This is a genomic window from Pannus brasiliensis CCIBt3594, from assembly GCF_036688125.1.
GTDB lineage: Bacteria > Cyanobacteriota > Cyanobacteriia > Cyanobacteriales > Microcystaceae > Pannus > Pannus brasiliensis.
On sequence record NZ_JBAFSM010000006.1, the window covers coordinates 117033 to 134414 of the forward strand.

Annotated in this window: 11 protein-coding genes and 1 pseudogene; 5 read left to right on the forward strand and 7 right to left on the reverse strand. The window is 53.6% G+C overall.

The features are described from left to right. Nucleotides 1-41: 41 nt before the first annotated feature. Both glgB and V0288_RS25065 read left to right on the forward strand, forming a co-directional pair. Complete coding sequence (gene glgB / locus V0288_RS05060) at nucleotides 42-1997, forward strand: 1,4-alpha-glucan branching protein GlgB (protein WP_422661900.1); 1956 nt, start codon at nucleotides 42-44, stop codon at nucleotides 1995-1997. Between the two features lie 56 nt (nucleotides 1998-2053). Further along, nucleotides 2054-2320, forward strand: a pseudogene (locus V0288_RS25065) (Uma2 family endonuclease); the annotation flags it as partial. A 56-nt stretch (nucleotides 2321-2376) separates the two neighbouring features. Here V0288_RS25065 and V0288_RS05070 read toward each other — a convergent pair. Further along, nucleotides 2377-3018 carry a Coq4 family protein gene (locus V0288_RS05070; protein ID WP_332863943.1) on the reverse strand — a complete coding sequence of 214 codons (642 nt, stop codon included), beginning with the start codon at nucleotides 3016-3018 and terminating at the stop codon, nucleotides 2377-2379. 27 nt (nucleotides 3019-3045) lie between these two features. Further along, nucleotides 3046-3336: a YiaA/YiaB family inner membrane protein gene (locus V0288_RS05075; RefSeq protein WP_332863944.1), complete on the reverse strand. Its 291-nt coding sequence runs from the start codon at nucleotides 3334-3336 to the stop codon at nucleotides 3046-3048. Nucleotides 3337-3476: 140 nt separating this feature from the next. Between V0288_RS05075 and V0288_RS05080 the strand changes: the two genes are divergently transcribed. Beyond that, on the forward strand, nucleotides 3477-4472 hold the full coding sequence (locus V0288_RS05080; protein WP_332863945.1) for a hypothetical protein: 996 nt from the start codon (nucleotides 3477-3479) through the stop codon (nucleotides 4470-4472). A 5-nt stretch (nucleotides 4473-4477) separates the two neighbouring features. Here the strand turns inward: V0288_RS05080 and thiL are convergent, their stop codons facing one another. Together thiL and V0288_RS05090 are read right to left on the reverse strand one after the other, a co-directional pair. Then, nucleotides 4478-5452: a thiamine-phosphate kinase gene (thiL, locus tag V0288_RS05085; RefSeq protein WP_332863947.1), complete on the reverse strand. Its 975-nt coding sequence runs from the start codon at nucleotides 5450-5452 to the stop codon at nucleotides 4478-4480. A 15-nt stretch (nucleotides 5453-5467) separates the two neighbouring features. After that, complete coding sequence (locus tag V0288_RS05090; protein ID WP_332863948.1) at nucleotides 5468-9610, reverse strand: response regulator; 4143 nt, start codon at nucleotides 9608-9610, stop codon at nucleotides 5468-5470. 608 nt (nucleotides 9611-10218) lie between these two features. Here V0288_RS05090 and V0288_RS05095 point away from each other — a divergent pair. After that, on the forward strand, nucleotides 10219-10779 hold the full coding sequence (locus V0288_RS05095) for an NUDIX hydrolase (RefSeq protein WP_332863949.1): 561 nt from the start codon (nucleotides 10219-10221) through the stop codon (nucleotides 10777-10779). Here V0288_RS05095 and V0288_RS05100 read toward each other — a convergent pair. Beyond that, on the reverse strand, nucleotides 10759-11799 hold the full coding sequence (locus tag V0288_RS05100) for a S66 peptidase family protein (protein ID WP_332863950.1): 1041 nt from the start codon (nucleotides 11797-11799) through the stop codon (nucleotides 10759-10761). The two genes, V0288_RS05095 and V0288_RS05100, sit on opposite strands and share 21 nt — an antisense overlap. 107 nt (nucleotides 11800-11906) lie before the next feature. Next, nucleotides 11907-12368 carry a CBS domain-containing protein gene (locus V0288_RS05105; RefSeq protein WP_332863951.1) on the reverse strand — a complete coding sequence of 154 codons (462 nt, stop codon included), beginning with the start codon at nucleotides 12366-12368 and terminating at the stop codon, nucleotides 11907-11909. A 157-nt stretch (nucleotides 12369-12525) separates the two neighbouring features. Between V0288_RS05105 and V0288_RS05110 the strand changes: the two genes are divergently transcribed. After that, a complete protein-coding gene (locus V0288_RS05110; RefSeq protein WP_332863952.1) occupies nucleotides 12526-13425 on the forward strand; it encodes a hypothetical protein in 900 nt (299 codons plus the stop codon). A 116-nt stretch (nucleotides 13426-13541) separates the two neighbouring features. Here V0288_RS05110 and metH read toward each other — a convergent pair whose 3' ends face one another. After that, nucleotides 13542-17105 carry a methionine synthase gene (metH, locus tag V0288_RS05115; protein ID WP_332863953.1) on the reverse strand — a complete coding sequence of 1188 codons (3564 nt, stop codon included), beginning with the start codon at nucleotides 17103-17105 and terminating at the stop codon, nucleotides 13542-13544. Nucleotides 17106-17382 lie beyond the last annotated feature (277 nt).

Consider the following 17382-nt stretch of genomic DNA (forward strand, 5'->3'; position numbering starts at 1 on the left):
CTTCAATCAATACTTCACGGAAAACTTCAATTCTCATCGCGATGGAAAACATTCAATCGATCGATCGGTTCACGGAGTTCGATTTCTATCTGTTCGGCGAAGGAAAACACTATCGGATCTACGAGAAACTCGGCGCGCGTCCGATCGAGAGAAACGGGATCGAGGGCGTTTATTTCGCGGTGTGGGCGCCGAACGCGAGAGAGGTATCGATCGTCGGCGATTTCAATCATTGGTCGATCGGACAGAACCCCATGACGCGGAATTTGATGGGGATATGGGAAGCCTTCATCCCCGATTTAAAATCCGGGGAAAAATATAAATACGCGGTGATCGATTCTCGCGGCGCTTGTTATTTGAAAACCGATCCCTACGGCTATCAACAGGAAACGCGACCGGCGACGGCCTCGATCATCACCGACCTTTCCTATGCTTGGAATGATGAGGCTTGGTTAGATAAGCGATCGAGTACCGACCCCCACGATCTGCCGATTTCCGTGTACGAGGTTCATCTCGGTTCTTGGTTACATACCGGTTTAGAAACTCCCCCGGAAAACGGTCCGGCTGTCGCGGTTCCCGACAAACCGGGGGCGCGTTTTCTCACCTATCGGGAACTGGCCGATCGATTGATTCCCTACGTCAAAGAAATCGGCTACACCCATATCGAATTATTACCCATTACCGAACATCCTTTCGATGGTTCCTGGGGCTATCAAGTGGTCGGTTATTTCGCGCCGACCTCCCGGTATGGAACGCCACAAGATTTCATGTATTTTATCGATCGATGTCATCAAGAAGGCATCGGGGTTATTGTCGATTGGGTTCCCGGACATTTTCCCAAAGACGCGCACGGTTTAGCGCACTTTGACGGTACGGCTTTATACGAGTACGCGGATTGGCGGAAAGGAGAACATAAAGGTTGGGGGACGCTGGTTTTTAATTACGATCGCAACGAGGTTCGCAATTTCCTGATCGCCAGCGCCTTATTCTGGTTTGACAAATATCACATCGACGGAATTCGCGTGGACGCGGTGGCTTCTATGCTGTATCTCGACTACGAACGGGAAGAATGGATTCCCAATCAATACGGGGGTCGGGAAAATTTAGAAGCGGTCGAGTTTTTAAAACAATTAAACGCCGCGATTTTCCACTATTACCCCGGCATTCTTTCCATCGCCGAAGAATCGACCACTTGGGCGAAAGTATCCCATCCGATCGACGAGGGAGGTTTAGGATTTAACTTCAAGTGGAATATGGGCTGGATGAACGATACCCTACGGTATTTTGCCGTCCACCCGCAAGAAAGATCGAACGTTCACGGCCAGTTAACTTTCAGTATTTGGTACGCGTTCACCGAGAAATTTATGTTAGCGCTTTCCCACGATGAAGTGGTTCACGGGAAAGGTCATCTCTGGCAGAAAATGCCGGGGGACGACGGGCAGAAAATGGCCAATTTACGCGTTCTTTTAACTTATATGTTCACCCATCCGGGCAAGAAAACCCTGTTTATGGGGATGGAGTTCGGACAGACGCGGGAATGGAACGTGAACGCGGATCTAGATTGGTGGTTATTACAGTACGAACCCCACCAACAAGTACAACAACTCGTCAAAGATTTACATCGAGTTTATATTTCTAATCCCGCGCTCTATCGCGATGATTTCACCCTAGAAGGATTCGAGTGGATCGAGTGTAACGATATGCCCCGCGGCATGATCACTTATATACGGAAAGATAAACACTCGGGCGATACTATCGTCGTCGCCTGTAATTTTAAACCCAATTTCTACGGGAATTATTGGCTGGGGGTGAGAGAACCGGGAATTTATCGGGAATTGATCAATACCGATGATAGTAAATACGGGGGTCACGGTCGAGTCAACGGTAACGAGATAAAAACCCGACAGTGGAACTCGTCCCCGTGGCCGCACGCGTTGGAAATTAATGTACCGCCTCTATCGGTAATGGTATTTAAACTTGATGCGATCGATCCCGTTTAATCTCTAAAACGTAATCCCGAAATTGTTCTATAAGCAAGCGTCCGACCTGACTTTAGATCGAACCGAAAGATCGGGGCTGGTTATGGAGCGAACAACTAGAGTTATATCTAGGCATTCACGACGAGAAACTACGTTATTTTACCCCCGAGAGTGAATCAGTGCTAACTCCTAGTGAAGCCGCGCGACAGGCGGAAAATCAAGCCCTAGAAGCGGAAGATCGCGCGGTTCAAGCCGAAGATATCGCCACGCGGGAAAGACAGAAAGCCGAAAGATTAGCGGCGAAATTACGGGAGTTAGGCATCGATCCCGAGGAAATCCCGTGATCGAAGCGGGAAAAGATAGGTAGGATCGGACATCTTTCTAATCCTACCCGTAGAAATTATTCTACCCTTATTCCCAATTCCTGTCGCCATACGGTTAGGGGTTTTTCCCATTCTTTTTCCCACGCGCGCGCGAGGAAGGGTTTCGCTTGTTTTCCCAGATGATAACCGGCGATAATTTGATTCCAGAGATGTAGAAAGGAACGGGGAGATGTACAGAAAGCCCCGAGTAATCCAGCGACGAGTAAAACGAGCGCCATCGGTCGTCTAGTTTGGCTCCATTCAAAGGCTTTGAGTTTTAATTCCCCCGCCACATCCACATCATAACCCGTTACTAAATGCCAGATATCGTGAGTCTGCCGCGAGCGGAGTAATAGATAATCCACTTCCGAATTCACCTCGATCGAGCGATAGAAATTCGGGTCGAAATGGTGGGCGATCAGGTGCGAGGCGTACTGATATCCTAGAGAATCCGCGGGTAAGCTAAGAAGGGTTTTTAAATCCGGATGCTCGGGGATATACCGTTCTTCGAGCAGTTCCGCCGTCGCCCGATCGAGCTTAACGTACCGTAGAGACATTCGCTGAAGCCAACTGTCTTTTAATCCGTCTTCAATGTCATACACCGAGAGCGTATTACCGGGATCTTTCCACAGAGAGATCATCCCTCGCGCGATCGGGAAAACCTTCCCATTGACTAGCATAAACAAAGCCTTTTGTCTAGAATTATTTTACTCTTTATACGGGTCGTAGTTGGCGAGGAGACGTTCTAATTTTGCCTCGTCAATGCGAGTGATCAGGCGCTTGGATTCTTCCACGTCGCGCAGGGTTTTGGATAAACCGATCGTCGAACCGATCGTGAACATAAAACCCATGCCCAAATACCCTTTCACCCACGCGTCCACCGGTAAATAAACGATCCCGATCCCGGTAGACGCGGTGGCGATGATAAAAGATAACCAGGTTTGGATCAGCCACGCTTGGGTGTGGGTGGTAGAGGGGTTGTATTTTTTATCGTTCATAATCACCTCTCAACTGGTTAAAACCATTGTATTCGCCGTATCGGAGAAGCCACAATGAGCGGTCTCTAGTTGCGGGAGTGGGTAGAAGTGGAGTGAAGTGGGGTGAAGTATAATCGGAACGAGAAGGATGAGAGAGCGAGATGGAAACGAAAACCCTAGAGACTTGGTTTTCCGCGGGGAAACAGGAACAGATGATCGATCGCCTGATCCGGAAGGTGGGATTAACCCGTGTTCGGGCGAATTGTTTCTTACGTCTCTGGATTTACGCGTTAATACAGGAAAATCAATCTAAACCGCCCCTTTCCGAACTCGTATTTCCGTCCACGAGCGCGATCTGTACCCACCGGCAAGCGGCCGAGTTATTCTATCCGGACGGGGAACGGGGAAGCGATCGCTCCGCGGGTATGATGCTAGATAAATTGGCCGCCCTCGGATTGATCGAGAAAAGCTTTGACGGCAACGTGACGAGAATTCAAATTACGCCGATCGAGGGCATTCTAGAGGAGGAAAACACCGAATTGTCGGTAGAATTGCGTCTAGACTCCTTCGATCCCCGTTGTGACGCGATTCCCGTGGCCAATCTGCTCACGCGTAACTATCGTTGGATGAATCGGACTTCGGAAGCGACACCCCATCGGATTTCCCGTCTCCTGCGCGGATGGGCGAATCAATACGCGACGGGAACGCGGGTTCTACGGCGTTGTGATAACCTCAACCCGGTGGGTTTCTATCTACTCTATCCCACCGCGAGCGAGTCGGAGGCGAATTTCTTTACCTCTCCCTCCAAAAATTTACATTTTAGCGTCATGAGCGAGGAAGATCCGTTTAAAATGGCGGTTCCAGGGGATAAAGATTGTCTCGCCGTCTTTATTCGGAGTTGGATGATCGATCCGGCCTATTTAGACGGTTATCGATCGATCTTCCTGCAAGATACCCGCGATACCCTCCGGCAGATGACGCGGGATTTTCCCAATCTCTGCGATCTCTACACCCTGATTATCCACCCGTGGTACGAGAGATTCGCCCTGGCGCTGGGATTCCAAAAAACCGTACAGGAACATCAACACTCGATTTACTGGATGTATCTCGGACTCGATCGCTTTCTGTCCCTCGATCTCGATAAAATTCATTTCTAGACTTTTTACGGGGAAAAATGCTGGAAACTCGCACTAAAATCCAATCTCTTCCCGTCAGCGAGTGTAACCTCGTCTCCCGACACGATCCGACCGATAATCGCCGCGCCTTCCCCCGCGTGTTCCGCGAACCCCCCGGCGAACTCTTCCGTCATACACAGCACTAACTCGAAATCTTCCCCCCCGTACAAAGCCCAATCTAGAGCCTGTTCGGGAGAAACGTACTCGACCAACGCGGGAGAGAGGGGAACCCGATCGATCCGCGCCCCGGTCCCGCTACCGCGACAGATCTGGAGTAACGCGTCCGCTAACCCATCACTACTGTCCATTCCGGCGATTCTCGATCGCTTGACAATTTCCTGTAAATATGGTAAGCAATCGAGTCTCGGTTTCGGGCGTTGATGGGCTTGGATAAGAATTTCCCGGTCTCTTTCCGAGAGATCGCGGCCGGTTTCCGGGTGGAGGAGTAATTCCAAACCCGCGCGGGAAAGCCCGTGATAACCGGTAATGACGATCGAATCGCCGACGTTCGCGTTATATCTCCGGATCGCCCCGTCTTTCGCCACCGCGCCGAGAGCGGTAATACTGACGCTAATTTCCGAGGCGCGACAGATATCCCCGCCGACGATCGGGGTGTTATAGCGTTGTAAACAGTCCGTCATCCCTTGATATAGCCTTTCTACCCAACTAACCGACAGATCCGGGGGTAAGGCCAATCCGACCGTGATAGCGATCGCTTCCGCGCCCATCGCCGCCAGATCCGACAGATTGGCCGCGGCCGCTCTCCAGCCCACATCTTCCGCCGAGGTGGTCGCGTCGCTAAAATGCACGTTATTGACGAGAACATCGGTGGTGACGACGAGAGAGCGATCGCCAGGAAGGTCTAAAACCGCCGCGTCATCGCCGATAATTTCCGCGGGACAGAATTTTTGGAGGATTTCCAGTAATCCCCGTTCCCCGATGTCGCTAACTTTAAGATTCACGATCGCCCTCCCGACCTATCTTTCCGAGAAATCTGCCAACTGTTCCGCGAGAAGGACTTTTACTCGCTCGTACTCGTCTTTTATCCCGGCGACCCGTTCTCTCGCTTCCTCGATCGAGCAGGAATCGCCGACAGTTTCCAATTCTAGGCAAGCGCGGGAGAAGGTGATCGCCCCGAGATTCGCGCTTCCCGAGCCTAGCGAGTGCGCGAGGAACTGTACCGATCGCCGGTTTCCGTCGTCGAGCGCCCGCTCGATCGCCGCGATCTGTCCGGGGGTATTTTTCAGGAACTCGCGGAGGATCTTGGCGATAATTTCCCCGGCGTTAGCCCCTCCCATCTCGCGGATCGTTTGTAGGACGCTCCGATCGAGAACCGGTCTGTCCGGGATCGTCTCGATAACGGTTTCCCCGTTCCGTCTCTCGCGCTCTCCCCGTTGACCGACTCTCTGGAGAGCTTGTAGTAATTCTCCCTCCCGGATGGGTTTGCTAATATAATCATCCATGCCCATCGCTAGAAATTTCTCTCGATCGCCGCTCATCGCGTAGGCGGTCACGGCGATAATCCGGGGACGTTCCGCCGGCTCCCATTCCTCGTGGATACATCGGGTCGCCGTTATCCCGTCCATCTCCGGCATCTCCACGTCCATCAGCACGACATCGTAGGGAGCCTGACGCAAGACCTCGATCGCCTCGTAACCGTTACCGACCACATCGGCCCGATACCCGAGTTTCTGGAGTAAGAGTAAGGCGACCTGTTGGTTGATGCTATTGTCTTCCGCCAGCAGAATCCGCAGGGGATTCCGTCGCGGGGGAATCGTCGGTCGATCGCTTCGGGAATAAACGCGGGCGATCGACTCCCGCGGGGTTTCGGGGGAGGATTTTTCCCAGAAAACCTCTAATAAAGTCTCGTATAGCCGCGATTTTTTGATCGGTTTCGGGAGCCAGACGGCGAATCCTTCCCCGGTCTCGTCCGGGGGGTCGCCGGGGGTTGACGGGAGAGATCCCAGGAGGATCAGGGGTAGATCCCCGTTATCCGGCACGCCGTGAATCGCCCGCGCGAGTTCGATGCCCTCGGTTTCCGGCTGACGCGGCGAGAGGATAGCCAGATCGAAACGTTCCCCCTGCCGTAACCAGTTCAAAGCCTGCCAGCCGGAATCGGTGACTCGCGAGGACATTTCCCAGCCTTCTGTGGCTTCCTGTAACCATTGCCGGTTGATCGGATTTTCCTCGACGATCAACAGGCGCTTTCCGGACAGCATCGGGAGATCGTCCGCCGGGTTCGCCGACGGTTCGGGAGCGACCGCTTTGGCGAGAACGGTGAAGTAAAAGGAAGCCCCCGGCTCTCCGGGCGCGGACGCGGAGCGCCAACCGGCGGGAGGATCGCCCGTTACGGCCCCGTGACTCTCCACCCAGATCCGTCCCCCCATCAAGTTCACCAATCGCTTAGAGATGGCCAGTCCCAGACCGGTTCCCCCGTACTGACGGGCGATCGCGGCGTTTACCTGACTAAACGACTGAAAGAGGGCGTTTTGTTGGTCGGGAGCGATACCGATCCCCGTATCCTTGATGAGAAATTGAATTTCGTGGGTTTTGTCGGGGGAATCGATCTCCGTCGCGGTCACGAGTACCCGCGCGTCGCCCCGATCGGTAAATTTCACCGCGTTTCCCAATAAATTGACCAATACCTGCCGGACGCGGGTGAGATCGCCGACGATCGCTTGCGGCACTTCCGGCGCGATCCGGTACACGAGATCGAGTCCCTTGGCACCGGCTTGGGAGGCGACTAGATCGAGGGATTCCTCGACGCACCGCTCGATCGTGAACGCGAATTCCTCGAGTACCAGTTTTCCCGATTCGATTTTCGAGAAATCGAGAATATCGTTAATCAGGGTGAGGAGGGCTTCCCCACTGCCGCGGATCGTTTCCGCGAACTGTCGCTGTTGCGAGGTGAGTCGCGTGTCGAGCAGGAGGCCGGTCATACCGATCACCGCGTTCAGGGGGGTGCGGATCTCGTGGCTCATGGTGGCGAGAAATTCGGTTTTCGCTTTATTCGCCGTTTCCGCCGCCTTTTTCGCGAGGCTCAAGTCCTCGTTCTGTCGGGCGAGTTGCCCGCGAACGTGTCTTTCCCGTTCGAGGAGGGACGCTTGGGCGAGGGCGATCCCGACTTGGGCGGCCACGGCTCCGAGTAATTCCACGTCTTCCGCCGTCCAATGGCGGAAATCGTTGCCTTGGTGCAGGGCGATGATCCCGTTCGGCTTGCCCTGGTAGGAGGTACGGATGGCGAGCATGGATTTCAGCCCCAGTCGATCGCGGATCGGGGTGACGGACGCTAGGAGGGGATCGCGGAAAACGTCATCGGAAGCCACCGCCTCGTCCTGTTCGAGAACCTTACGAGCGTGGGGATTGTCCTCGATCGGGATTCGAGCGTTGAGCAGGGAGATCTGGCCGGGGGTTAGATACTCGGCGACTACCGGCAGGCAGGCGATCGGTTTCTCGACGTAGAGATGGAGAACACAGCGATCGACCCGTAACACTTCCCCGAGGCGATCGACGGTGGTTTGAAAAATCTTGGCGGTATCGAGACTCTGACGGATCTCCTCGGTGATTTCCTTGAGTAATAGGGTTCGCTGGTATTGTTTCCACAGTCTCGTTTCCGCGTTCTGACGGCGTTGATCGTTGCGGTACGCCTCGATAATGTTGGCGCAGTTGATTAGGAAGGGGTGAAGGTACTCGACCCACTCGGTATCGTACCCGCCGGGCCGGTTGACGATGCCGATCGCCCCCACCAATCGATCGTCGCGGTAAAACGGCAGGCCTAAAAAGGCGTTCACGGGGGGTTGCCGCTTCGAGCGCGCGCCGTCGGCCCCGGCGAGCGACGGTCGGTTGACGATCGCCGGTCGCCCGGTCGTCACTACCTCGCTAAAAAAGGGATTTAGCCGGGAAAATAGGCTATTTTCTGGTTCTTCGCCGTTTTCGAGGTCTCGGTCACTCGTCCGGATTTTGATACAGGGTCGATCGCGTCTTTTGAGGTACACTTCCTCGATCGTCGGATTTTCCCCCTCCCCGTCGGCTATCCCGCCGATCACCCCGTACTCGCTATCGGTGAGTTCCAGCAAACCGCCGAGTAAGTCGTCGAACACGATGTCCGGGAGGGCGGCGGTAATAAATCGCGATTGCGTCAGGCCGATCGTTTCCAGGAGATCCTTACTTCGCTGGAGGGCTTTTTGGGATTGTTCGCGGGCGGTTTCGTCCCGATAGAGCCAGAGATGCCCGTAATAGCTATCTTCGAGAAAAATCGGCACGTAATCCCGCTCGAAAATCCGGCCGTCCTGTAACCGTAGGCTCTCGTTGGTCACGATCTCCCGGTCTCGCAAGATCTCGACGACCCGTTCGATAAATCGCTCCGGTTCCTGAAAGAGTAGTTTGGCCTCCCCGGCCGAGCTTTGACAATCGAGACCGATCAGATCCGATGGCGAGACGGGAATCCCGAATAAATCACAGAATTCTTGGTTCACGAGAAGGATCTGCCCGTTTTCGTCCTCCACCAACACCCCGGCCTGTAGGTTTTGAATTAAGGCGCTCAGTCGCGAGGTGGTCGCTCGCAATCGCGCTTCGGTTTTCTGTCGTTTGACCAGTTCTCGCTGGAGTCGTTCGTTCGCGAGAATTAACTCCCGCGCGCGTTCGGCGACCCGTCGTTCTAAGTCTTCATTCGCCCGTCGTAATGCCTGTTCCGCTCGCTCGCGTTCGGTGATATCCCGAATGACTAGCACCACGCTCACCGGTTCCGAGGGGGAAGAGTCGGAATGGGAGAGCGGCGCGCCGGAGATTTCTAGGATTAAGGTTCGCCCCTCCTGATGGAACTCGTATCCGGCCTGATGTTTCGATCGGGTGGTGGCGACGATCGAGAACGGGTGTTTGTCTGCCGAGATCGCTTCTCCGTCCCGTTGTAACGGTAGGGCATCTACCAGCGCTCGACCGAGAACGAGAAGGTGGCTCCGACCGACCAGGCGATCGAAGGCGCGATTACACCACTGTACCCTACCCTGGTAATCCGTCCAGACGATCGCCTCGTCTACCGCTCCGAGGGCGATCTCCATTTTTCCCAGCGTGGAACGGAGTCGATCGATCTGATCGGTTAAAATCGCTTTCTCATTCATCATTCAGGCTATTCCGGGGGGTTAGGGCGGGGAAAGATATATAATAACCGAGAATTCCGAGATAAGTTCACGGGAGGTCGTTTTCGTCGGGCGATCGACTCCGGGCTAACGGATACGGACTAAAGAATCGGGTAGACGCTTAAATTGTAGGAATTTCGACCTTCTTATCCGAGGGATACGCGTTCGAGTCGGTCTATCCTCTATTTTTAGAGTGTAAACTCCCTTTCTTGACTTAATTATGAAGGACAATCGGGAGAAAGATCCGGAAAGATTCGGGGTAGTCTCGCGAAGGGCGCTCGGCGCTCGATCTCGTTCCGCGCGCGGCCCCGTCAGGCGATCGGCCCGGGAGCCACGCGTGGTTAAGGAGTCAGGAGCCAGTATTCAGGAGCCAGGAGGAAGAATCAAAGAATATGTTGTTTAAAATCTCCCTCGAAAACTATTTATCTTGTATGGTGGTTATTTTTCAAGTTTTTAGACTTTCACAAACAGGGATTTTACAAAATCAATAGGTTTTTCTCGCGATTCTTGTCTATAAATTTCTTGATCCTTCCTCCTGACTCCTGGCTCCCTAAGCGCACGACAATTTTGAAATCCCGCGAGAGGTCTAGTGTATGAGCGATTTACAAAAATGGCAGATCGTCGGTTCGCGAATGGTGCTGGATAACCGTTGGTGTAAAGTGCGCCGGGACGCGGTGAAATTACCCGACGGAACGATTATCGACGATTATTTCGTGAATATCCGTCCGGAGATCGTGCTAGTGGTTCCGGTCACGGTCGATCGCCGGTTGGTTTTCGTGCGACAGTACCGACATGGCGTGGGGGAAATTTTATTAGAATTTCCCGCGGGCGCGATGGACGCGGGGGAGGATAATATTATCGAGGCGGCGCGACGGGAATTCGAGGAGGAAACCGGGTATGAAAGCGGCGAATTAATCCCGATCGCTACCCTGTACGATAACCCCGTCAAAGATACCAATCGCATTCATATTTTTCTCGCCCCGAACGCGACTCCTACCGGAAAACAACATCTCGATATCACCGAAGAAATCGAGATTATTTTAATTCCCCTCGCGGAGATCCGGGAGAAAATTCGCGCTCGCGAGATCACCGTTTCCGGCAGTCTGGCGGCGCTGTATCTCGCCCTAGATTTCCTACACGACCGCGGGTTCTAACATGGTTAGAGTTCCGCGGTTCGCGTCGATTTCTACCTGTAGACCGATGCCTAACGTGTAGAGGATTTCTAGATGCCCGATCGAGGCGCCGTACCACGCGGGAATTTTTAACGGTTGGATATGTTGCCGGATCACTTCTTCGAGGGTAAAAGAACCGTATTCACCGCTCGCGCTACAGTTAACACATTGACCGAAAATAAAACCGGCTAAATTATCGAGAAGTCCCGCCAGTTTCAGTTGCGTTAACATCCGATCGATCTTATACACGTCCTCGCCGATATCCTCGACGAAGAGGATCGCGTCGTCGAATGCAGGAAGGTAAGGCGAACCGACGATCGAGGTGAGAACGCTTAAATTCCCGCCGATTAAACGCCCTCTCGCGCGTCCGGGAACGATCGTCCGGATACGGTTTTTCGTCCGCATCAGGCGATCCCCGTCGTCGGGATCGGGGCTATTTTCAAACGTGAGTTTTTCCCCCGCGAACAGGACTTTCCGGAAGATGTCCGTCTGGGGAGCGCGCCAACTAGAAAAACCGTTCGGCCCGTGAAAGGTGATCAATCCCGTTTTGGCGTGAATGGCGAGAATTAAGGAGGTTAGATCGCTAAAACCCGTAATAATCTTCGGATTTCGGCGAATTAGCTCGTAATCGAGATAGGGTAACACGCGGGCGCATCCCCAACCGCCGCGGATCGGCAGGATTAAGGCGATCTCGGGATCGGCGAAAAATCGGTTAATATCGGCGGCGCGATCTTTATCCTTCCCGGCGAGATACCCGTAGCGATCGAGCGCGTGTTCGCCGACTTTCGGCACGAGATTTAACGCTTTTACCGCCTCGACGACGATATTTAGCTCGTCTTCCACGAAAGTCGCGCCCGCGGGACTGATAATGCCCACCGCGTCCCCCGGTTTCAGGCGACGGGGTTTAAGAATACTCGGGTTCGTCGGGGTCGCGCCCCGCGCGTTGAGGGTGAAACCGGCGCTGACGAGACTAGCGAGCGCGAGAAAGAGACGGCGATTCATGCTTAGAGGAGGCAGAAGGCGGGAGGTGGGGGTTTGGCGCGAAGCTCGACCCCCCACCAAATACTTTTCCCCTGAAACGGGGAGGCTTGTAATCCGCCGTTTTACGGTCAGGATTTGGCCATATCGCGAATTATATCGCCTCTGGTCAGGATACCGATAACTTTCTGACTATTTTCATCGATCACGGGTAGACGACGGATACCCCGATCGTGCATCAGGGAGGCCGCTTCTTTGAGGGAGCGATCGGCGGTAATACTGATGGGTTTGTCGGTCATGACCTCGCCCACCGTTTGGCCGAGCGCTTTGTGTAGTAATTTCTCGTGACGGCCGGGATTCTGGAGATAGATAACGCTATCGAGAAGCATGATATAGGGAGGGGCTTCCACGCCAGTTTCCTGCCACATCAGGTCAGTTTCGGAGATAACCCCGACGAGTCGATCGCTTTCATCGACCACGGGTAAACCGCTGATGCGCTTTTCGGCTAATATCTTCACCGCTTCCGATAAGGCGGTTTCCGGGGCGACGGTGATGGGATCACGGGTCATGATATCGGCGACCGTTTTCGTCATGATGAGGCGACTCTCGACAATACTGCTAATCTCATCTTATCGTCTCCGGGCTACGCTCGATCGCCCCGCGCGCGGTCGGGATCGTTCGGGGGTCGGGAATCGCTCGCTTCTCCGGGGAGGTTTTGGTAGGATTAAAAAAACATCGAGACGGACGGTTATGAGCGCTTACAAGGATTCTTCTTCCCTGCGATATTTCTTGGCCAGTTTCAAACCGTTGGGACGACCGTTGTTCTGGCTACCGATGGGGCTGTTGTCCCTGATCCTCCTCGGTTACTGGCAATACCAACAGAATCCGCGCTGGTTGGGGAGCAATCCGGGATCTTCGGATAGCTCGATCGAGAACGAAATCCCCGAAGTGCCTCCCGAGATCGCCAACCCGGATACCGCTAACGTGGAGAATCTTCCCTCGTTGAATACCGATACGAGAACCCAGAATCCCTCTCGATCGAACGAGAATCCCGGTGATTCCGAGGAAACCGCGACAACCACCGATCCTCTCGCCCCCTTCACCGGAACTAACCGAAAAGACAAAAAATCGTCTTTATTCTTACCTTTACTGCCGGAAGTTAAGCAGAATACCGCGCCCGCGACGACTAGAAGCCTACAACCGATCCAGGTCAATCCCCCGACGGAAAATAACGATGATTACCCGTTACGGAGAGCGCTCGAAAACGCCAGCCGCGATTCCGGTAGTTATCCGAATAATTCTCCGAGCGCTCCCGACGCGGGAGTGAATAACCGCGCTCCAGCACCGGCTCCGGCCGCGCCGAACTATCAGCAGGCCGTACCGCCCGCGACTACCTATCAACCTTACGGTAACGCTCCCGCTTACGGTAACGCTCCCGCTTACGGTAACGCTCCCGTCCCCGGTCAGGGAATCGATCGAGTTCCCACCATCGGAACCCAACCCAACCCGACCGGCTATCCGAATCAAGGCGCGCCACCGGTCTACGGTAATCCTAATCCCTATCCGGCTCCCTCTCAAACCCAGACCGATATCCAGACCCGCGGCTACAGTATCCAACGACCGATCGACGCTCGTTCTTCCGGGTATTAGACTGGAGAGGCAGGAGGCAGGAGGAGAAGATTTCCCAAGAGTCTCTCGATACGATTTTCCTAAAAAAACGGGTGAGCGTCTGGTGGCTCACCCGATTTTTATCGCGCTAGAGTCGATCAGGCGCTGAAGTATTTCGCGACGGGGTGATAGGCGATAATCGCGGTGGTGGACTGTTCCGGGTAGAGTTGTTCGCTCTCGTCCATATACATCCCGATCCGCTGACAGTCGAGCAATTCCAACTGTTTATACTGATCCTGGATGTTGGGACACGCGGGATAGCCGAAACTGTAACGGGAACCCTGATAGCGCTGTTGGAGGATGTCGCGGATATTGTCGGGTTCGAGATCGCCGAATCCTAACTCGCGTCGGACGCGCGCGTGACACCATTCCGCCATCGCTTCCGCGGTCTGTACCGCCATGCCGTGATAGTAGAGATAATCGGTGTACTCGTTCGCGTCGAAGAGTTTTTTCGCGTATTCCGTGGCGATCTCGCCCACCGTTACCGCTTGCATCGGGAAAACGTCGATAATTCCCGAATCCTTCGGCGCGAAGAAGTCGGCGATACAGAGACGGCGACCGGATTTCTGACGCGGGAACTCGAGGACGGCGATCGGTTCGAGGTTTTCCGGTTTCTCCCCGGCTTGAATCGCGGCGGGATCGTAGATCAACAGGGAATTTTCAAAGGATTGACAGGGAAAATAACCGTAAATCAAGGTCGGATCGAGAAGATTTTCCTTGACAATTTTCTCTTTCCATGTATTGAGGATCGGGTAAACTTTTTCCTGGAGGAAGCGATCGTATTCCTCGCGCGATTGTTCTTTCGGTTTGCGGAATTGCCACTGACCGACGAAGAGTGCCTGTAGGTCGAGATACCCGAAAATTTCCTCTAGCGATAATTCGTCGGCTTTTAATAGTTTCGTTCCCCAGAAAGGAGGGGTAGGACGGGGAATATCTACGTCTATAGCCTCCGATCGACGGGTATCGATGATCGCTTCTTCCGCGGGTTTGCCATCGGTGAAAATGGTATCGGGATTCACCGCGAGTTCTTCCGCGGAAACCGATTTTTTCTCCTCGGTCGCGAACTCTCCTAAAAAGCCTCGCGTATCGTCCCATTGACCCGAGGATTTCGCGGGCATCAGTTTATCCATGAAATGCAGGTCGGAGAAAGCGTCTTTCCCGTAAACTACCTGACCTTTGTAGGTATTCTGACAGTCATCGTGGACGAATTTCGGGGTCAATGCCGCGCCACCGAGAATCACGGGAACGGTAATTCCCTGTTCGTTGAATACCTCTAGATTCTCTTTCATAAACGCGGTGGATTTTACCAGCAGTCCGCTCATGGCGATACAGTCGGCGTTATGCTCCCGATAGGCTTCGATGATATTTTCCACCGGTTGTTTAATGCCGAGGTTAATCACTTTATAGCCGTTATTGGTGAGGATAATATCGACAAGGTTTTTCCCGATATCGTGTACGTCCCCTTTCACCGTGGCGATAATAAAGGTTCCTTTCGCGGTATTCTCGCCCTCTTTTTTCTCCATAAAGGGTTCTAGAAAAGCGACGGCCGCTTTCATCGTTTGCGCGGATTGCAAAACGAACGGTAACTGCATCTGTCCCGAGCCGAATAATTCCCCGACCACTTTCATACCGTCGAGCAGGAAGGTATTGATAATATCGAGGGGCGGATAGGCTTTCAGGGCTTCGTTTAACGCGTCTTCTAACCCCAATCTTTCGCCGTCGATAATATGCTGTTTTAAGCGTTCCTCTACGGGAAGATCGGCGTTTTTGGAAGGGTCTTTCTTGGTGGTTTTGCCCGTGAATAGATCGGTGAGTTTCGTGAGGGGATCGTAGACACAGACATCGCCCTCGAAGCGCCGGCGATCGAAGATTAAATCCCGACAGACTTCTTGATATTCCGGTTCAATTTTGGCGAGGGGGAGAATTTTATTCGCGCTGACGATCGCCGCGTCCATTCCCACCATCATCGACTCGTGCAGGAAAACGGAATTCAACACCTGACGCGCCGCGGGATTCAGACCGAAGGAGATATTAGAAACGCCGAGTAAAATGTGACAACCGGGCAATTCCTCGCGAATGCGTCGCATCGCCTCGATCGTCGCTTTGCCGTTTTCCCGGTCTTCTTCGATCCCGGTAGAAATGGGAAGTGCGAGGGGGTCGAAAAAGATCTCGGTCGCGGGGATTCCGTATTCTACAGCCGCGTTGTAAGCGCGTTTGGCGATCTCGAATTTCTTGTCCGCGGTACGTCCCATTCCCTCCTCGTCGATCGTACCGATAACCACTCCCGCGCCGTATTGTTTGGCGAGTTCTAATACTTTATAAAAACGGGGTTCGCCGTCCTCGTAGTTCGTCGAGTTGAGGATACATTTTCCCCCGGCGACTTTTAAACCGGCTTCCATTTTCTCCCACTCGGTCGAGTCGAGCATGAGGGGTAACGTCACGTTATTCACCAGACGGGAAGCCAGTTCGCGCATATCCCGAACCCCGTCGCGGCCGACATAATCGACGTTCACATCGAGAATGTGCGCGCCTTCTTTAACCTGGGCTTTCGCCATCGACACGAGACTGTCCCAATCTTCCGCGTTCAATAATTCCCGGCATTTTTTCGATCCGCTGGCGTTTAATTTCTCGCCGACGATCAGGAAGGAATTATCTTGTAGATAGGGTTGGGTGCTGTAGATAGACGCGGCGGAGGGTTCGTAACGCGGTTGGCGTTGCTTGGGGACGAGTCCGGTGGAGAGTTCCGCGAGCGCGCCGATGTGGTCGGGTCTGGTTCCGCAACAACCACCGATAACCTGCACTCCGAGATCTTCGATGAAGTGCATGAGCGCCATTTTTAACTCGACGGGAGTGAGGCGATAATGGGCTTTTCCACCGACGTTTTCCGGGAGTCCCGCGTTGGGTATACAGGAGACGATGAAGGGGGAATTCTCGGCGAGATATTTAATGTGCGGTTTCATTAAATCCGGGCCGGTGGCGCAGTTTAGTCCGAGAATGTCGATTTTGTAGGGTTCGAGGATGGCGAGGACGGCGGCGATTTCCGTACCGACGAGCATGGTTCCCATCGTTTCCATCGTAACGGAAACCATGATGGGAAGGCGATCGCCTTTACGCGCGAAAACTTCCTCGATCGCGTTTAACGCCGCTTTAATCTGTAAAACGTCCTGGCAGGTTTCTACGAGTAATAAATCCGCGCCCCCGTCGTATAGTCCCTCTACCTGTTCGATATAGGCGTTTTTCAGGGTGTCGAAGTCGATATGGCCCAGCGTCGGTAATTTGGTTCCCGGCCCCATCGAACCGGCGACGAAACGGGGTTTTTCGGGGGTGGAGTATTTGGCGGCGCTGGCTTTGGCGAGTTCAACGGCGGCTTTGTTGAGATAGTAAGCTTTATCGGCGAGGTCGTATTCCGCGAGAACGATCGAAGTTCCCCCGAAAGTGTCCGTCTCGATCACGTCCGCGCCCACTTCCAGAAAGGCTTCGTGAACTTTGGCGACGGCTGACGGTTTGGTGTGGACGAGATACTCGTTACAACCCTCGTATTCCGCGCCACCGAAGTCTTCGGCGGTGAGGTTCTGGGTTTGTAGGGAGGTTCCCATCGCACCGTCGAAAACGAGGACGGGACGTTCGGGACTGTTGAGGCGATCGAGAAAGGAACTCTTCATAAGACGGGTTGACGCTGTGCCAGATTTTGAAGATTTATTGTAATACGATCGCACGCGACACGCCATGTTATATAGATGGCGAGCGACATCCGCGCGGAATTGAAAATTTCTCGGGTAGAGCGGGAGCCAGGAGCCAGGAGGAAGAATAAAGAAATAAATGCCGCCAAACCCTTAAAAAAACGAAAATATTTTTATTAATCGTAATTTTTAACGTTTTTTTAGATACTAGAATGAATTTAGCGGCAATTCTAAGGAAGAGATCGAGTAAGCCTCCCAC

Coding starts and splice junctions, on each gene's coding strand:
- V0288_RS05105 (WP_332863951.1), bottom strand. CDS start 12,368: ATGACGAAAACGGTCGCCGATATCATGACCCGTGATCCCATCACCGTC.
- V0288_RS05075 (WP_332863944.1), bottom strand. CDS start 3,336: ATGAACGATAAAAAATACAACCCCTCTACCACCCACACCCAAGCGTGG.
- V0288_RS05080 (WP_332863945.1), top strand. CDS start 3,477: ATGGAAACGAAAACCCTAGAGACTTGGTTTTCCGCGGGGAAACAGGAA.
- V0288_RS05095 (WP_332863949.1), top strand. CDS start 10,219: ATGAGCGATTTACAAAAATGGCAGATCGTCGGTTCGCGAATGGTGCTG.
- V0288_RS05110 (WP_332863952.1), top strand. CDS start 12,526: ATGAGCGCTTACAAGGATTCTTCTTCCCTGCGATATTTCTTGGCCAGT.
- V0288_RS05090 (WP_332863948.1), bottom strand. CDS start 9,610: ATGATGAATGAGAAAGCGATTTTAACCGATCAGATCGATCGACTCCGT.
- V0288_RS05070 (WP_332863943.1), bottom strand. CDS start 3,018: ATGCTAGTCAATGGGAAGGTTTTCCCGATCGCGCGAGGGATGATCTCT.
- metH (WP_332863953.1), bottom strand. CDS start 17,105: ATGAAGAGTTCCTTTCTCGATCGCCTCAACAGTCCCGAACGTCCCGTC.
- glgB (WP_422661900.1), top strand. CDS start 42: ATGGAAAACATTCAATCGATCGATCGGTTCACGGAGTTCGATTTCTAT.
- V0288_RS05100 (WP_332863950.1), bottom strand. CDS start 11,799: ATGAATCGCCGTCTCTTTCTCGCGCTCGCTAGTCTCGTCAGCGCCGGT.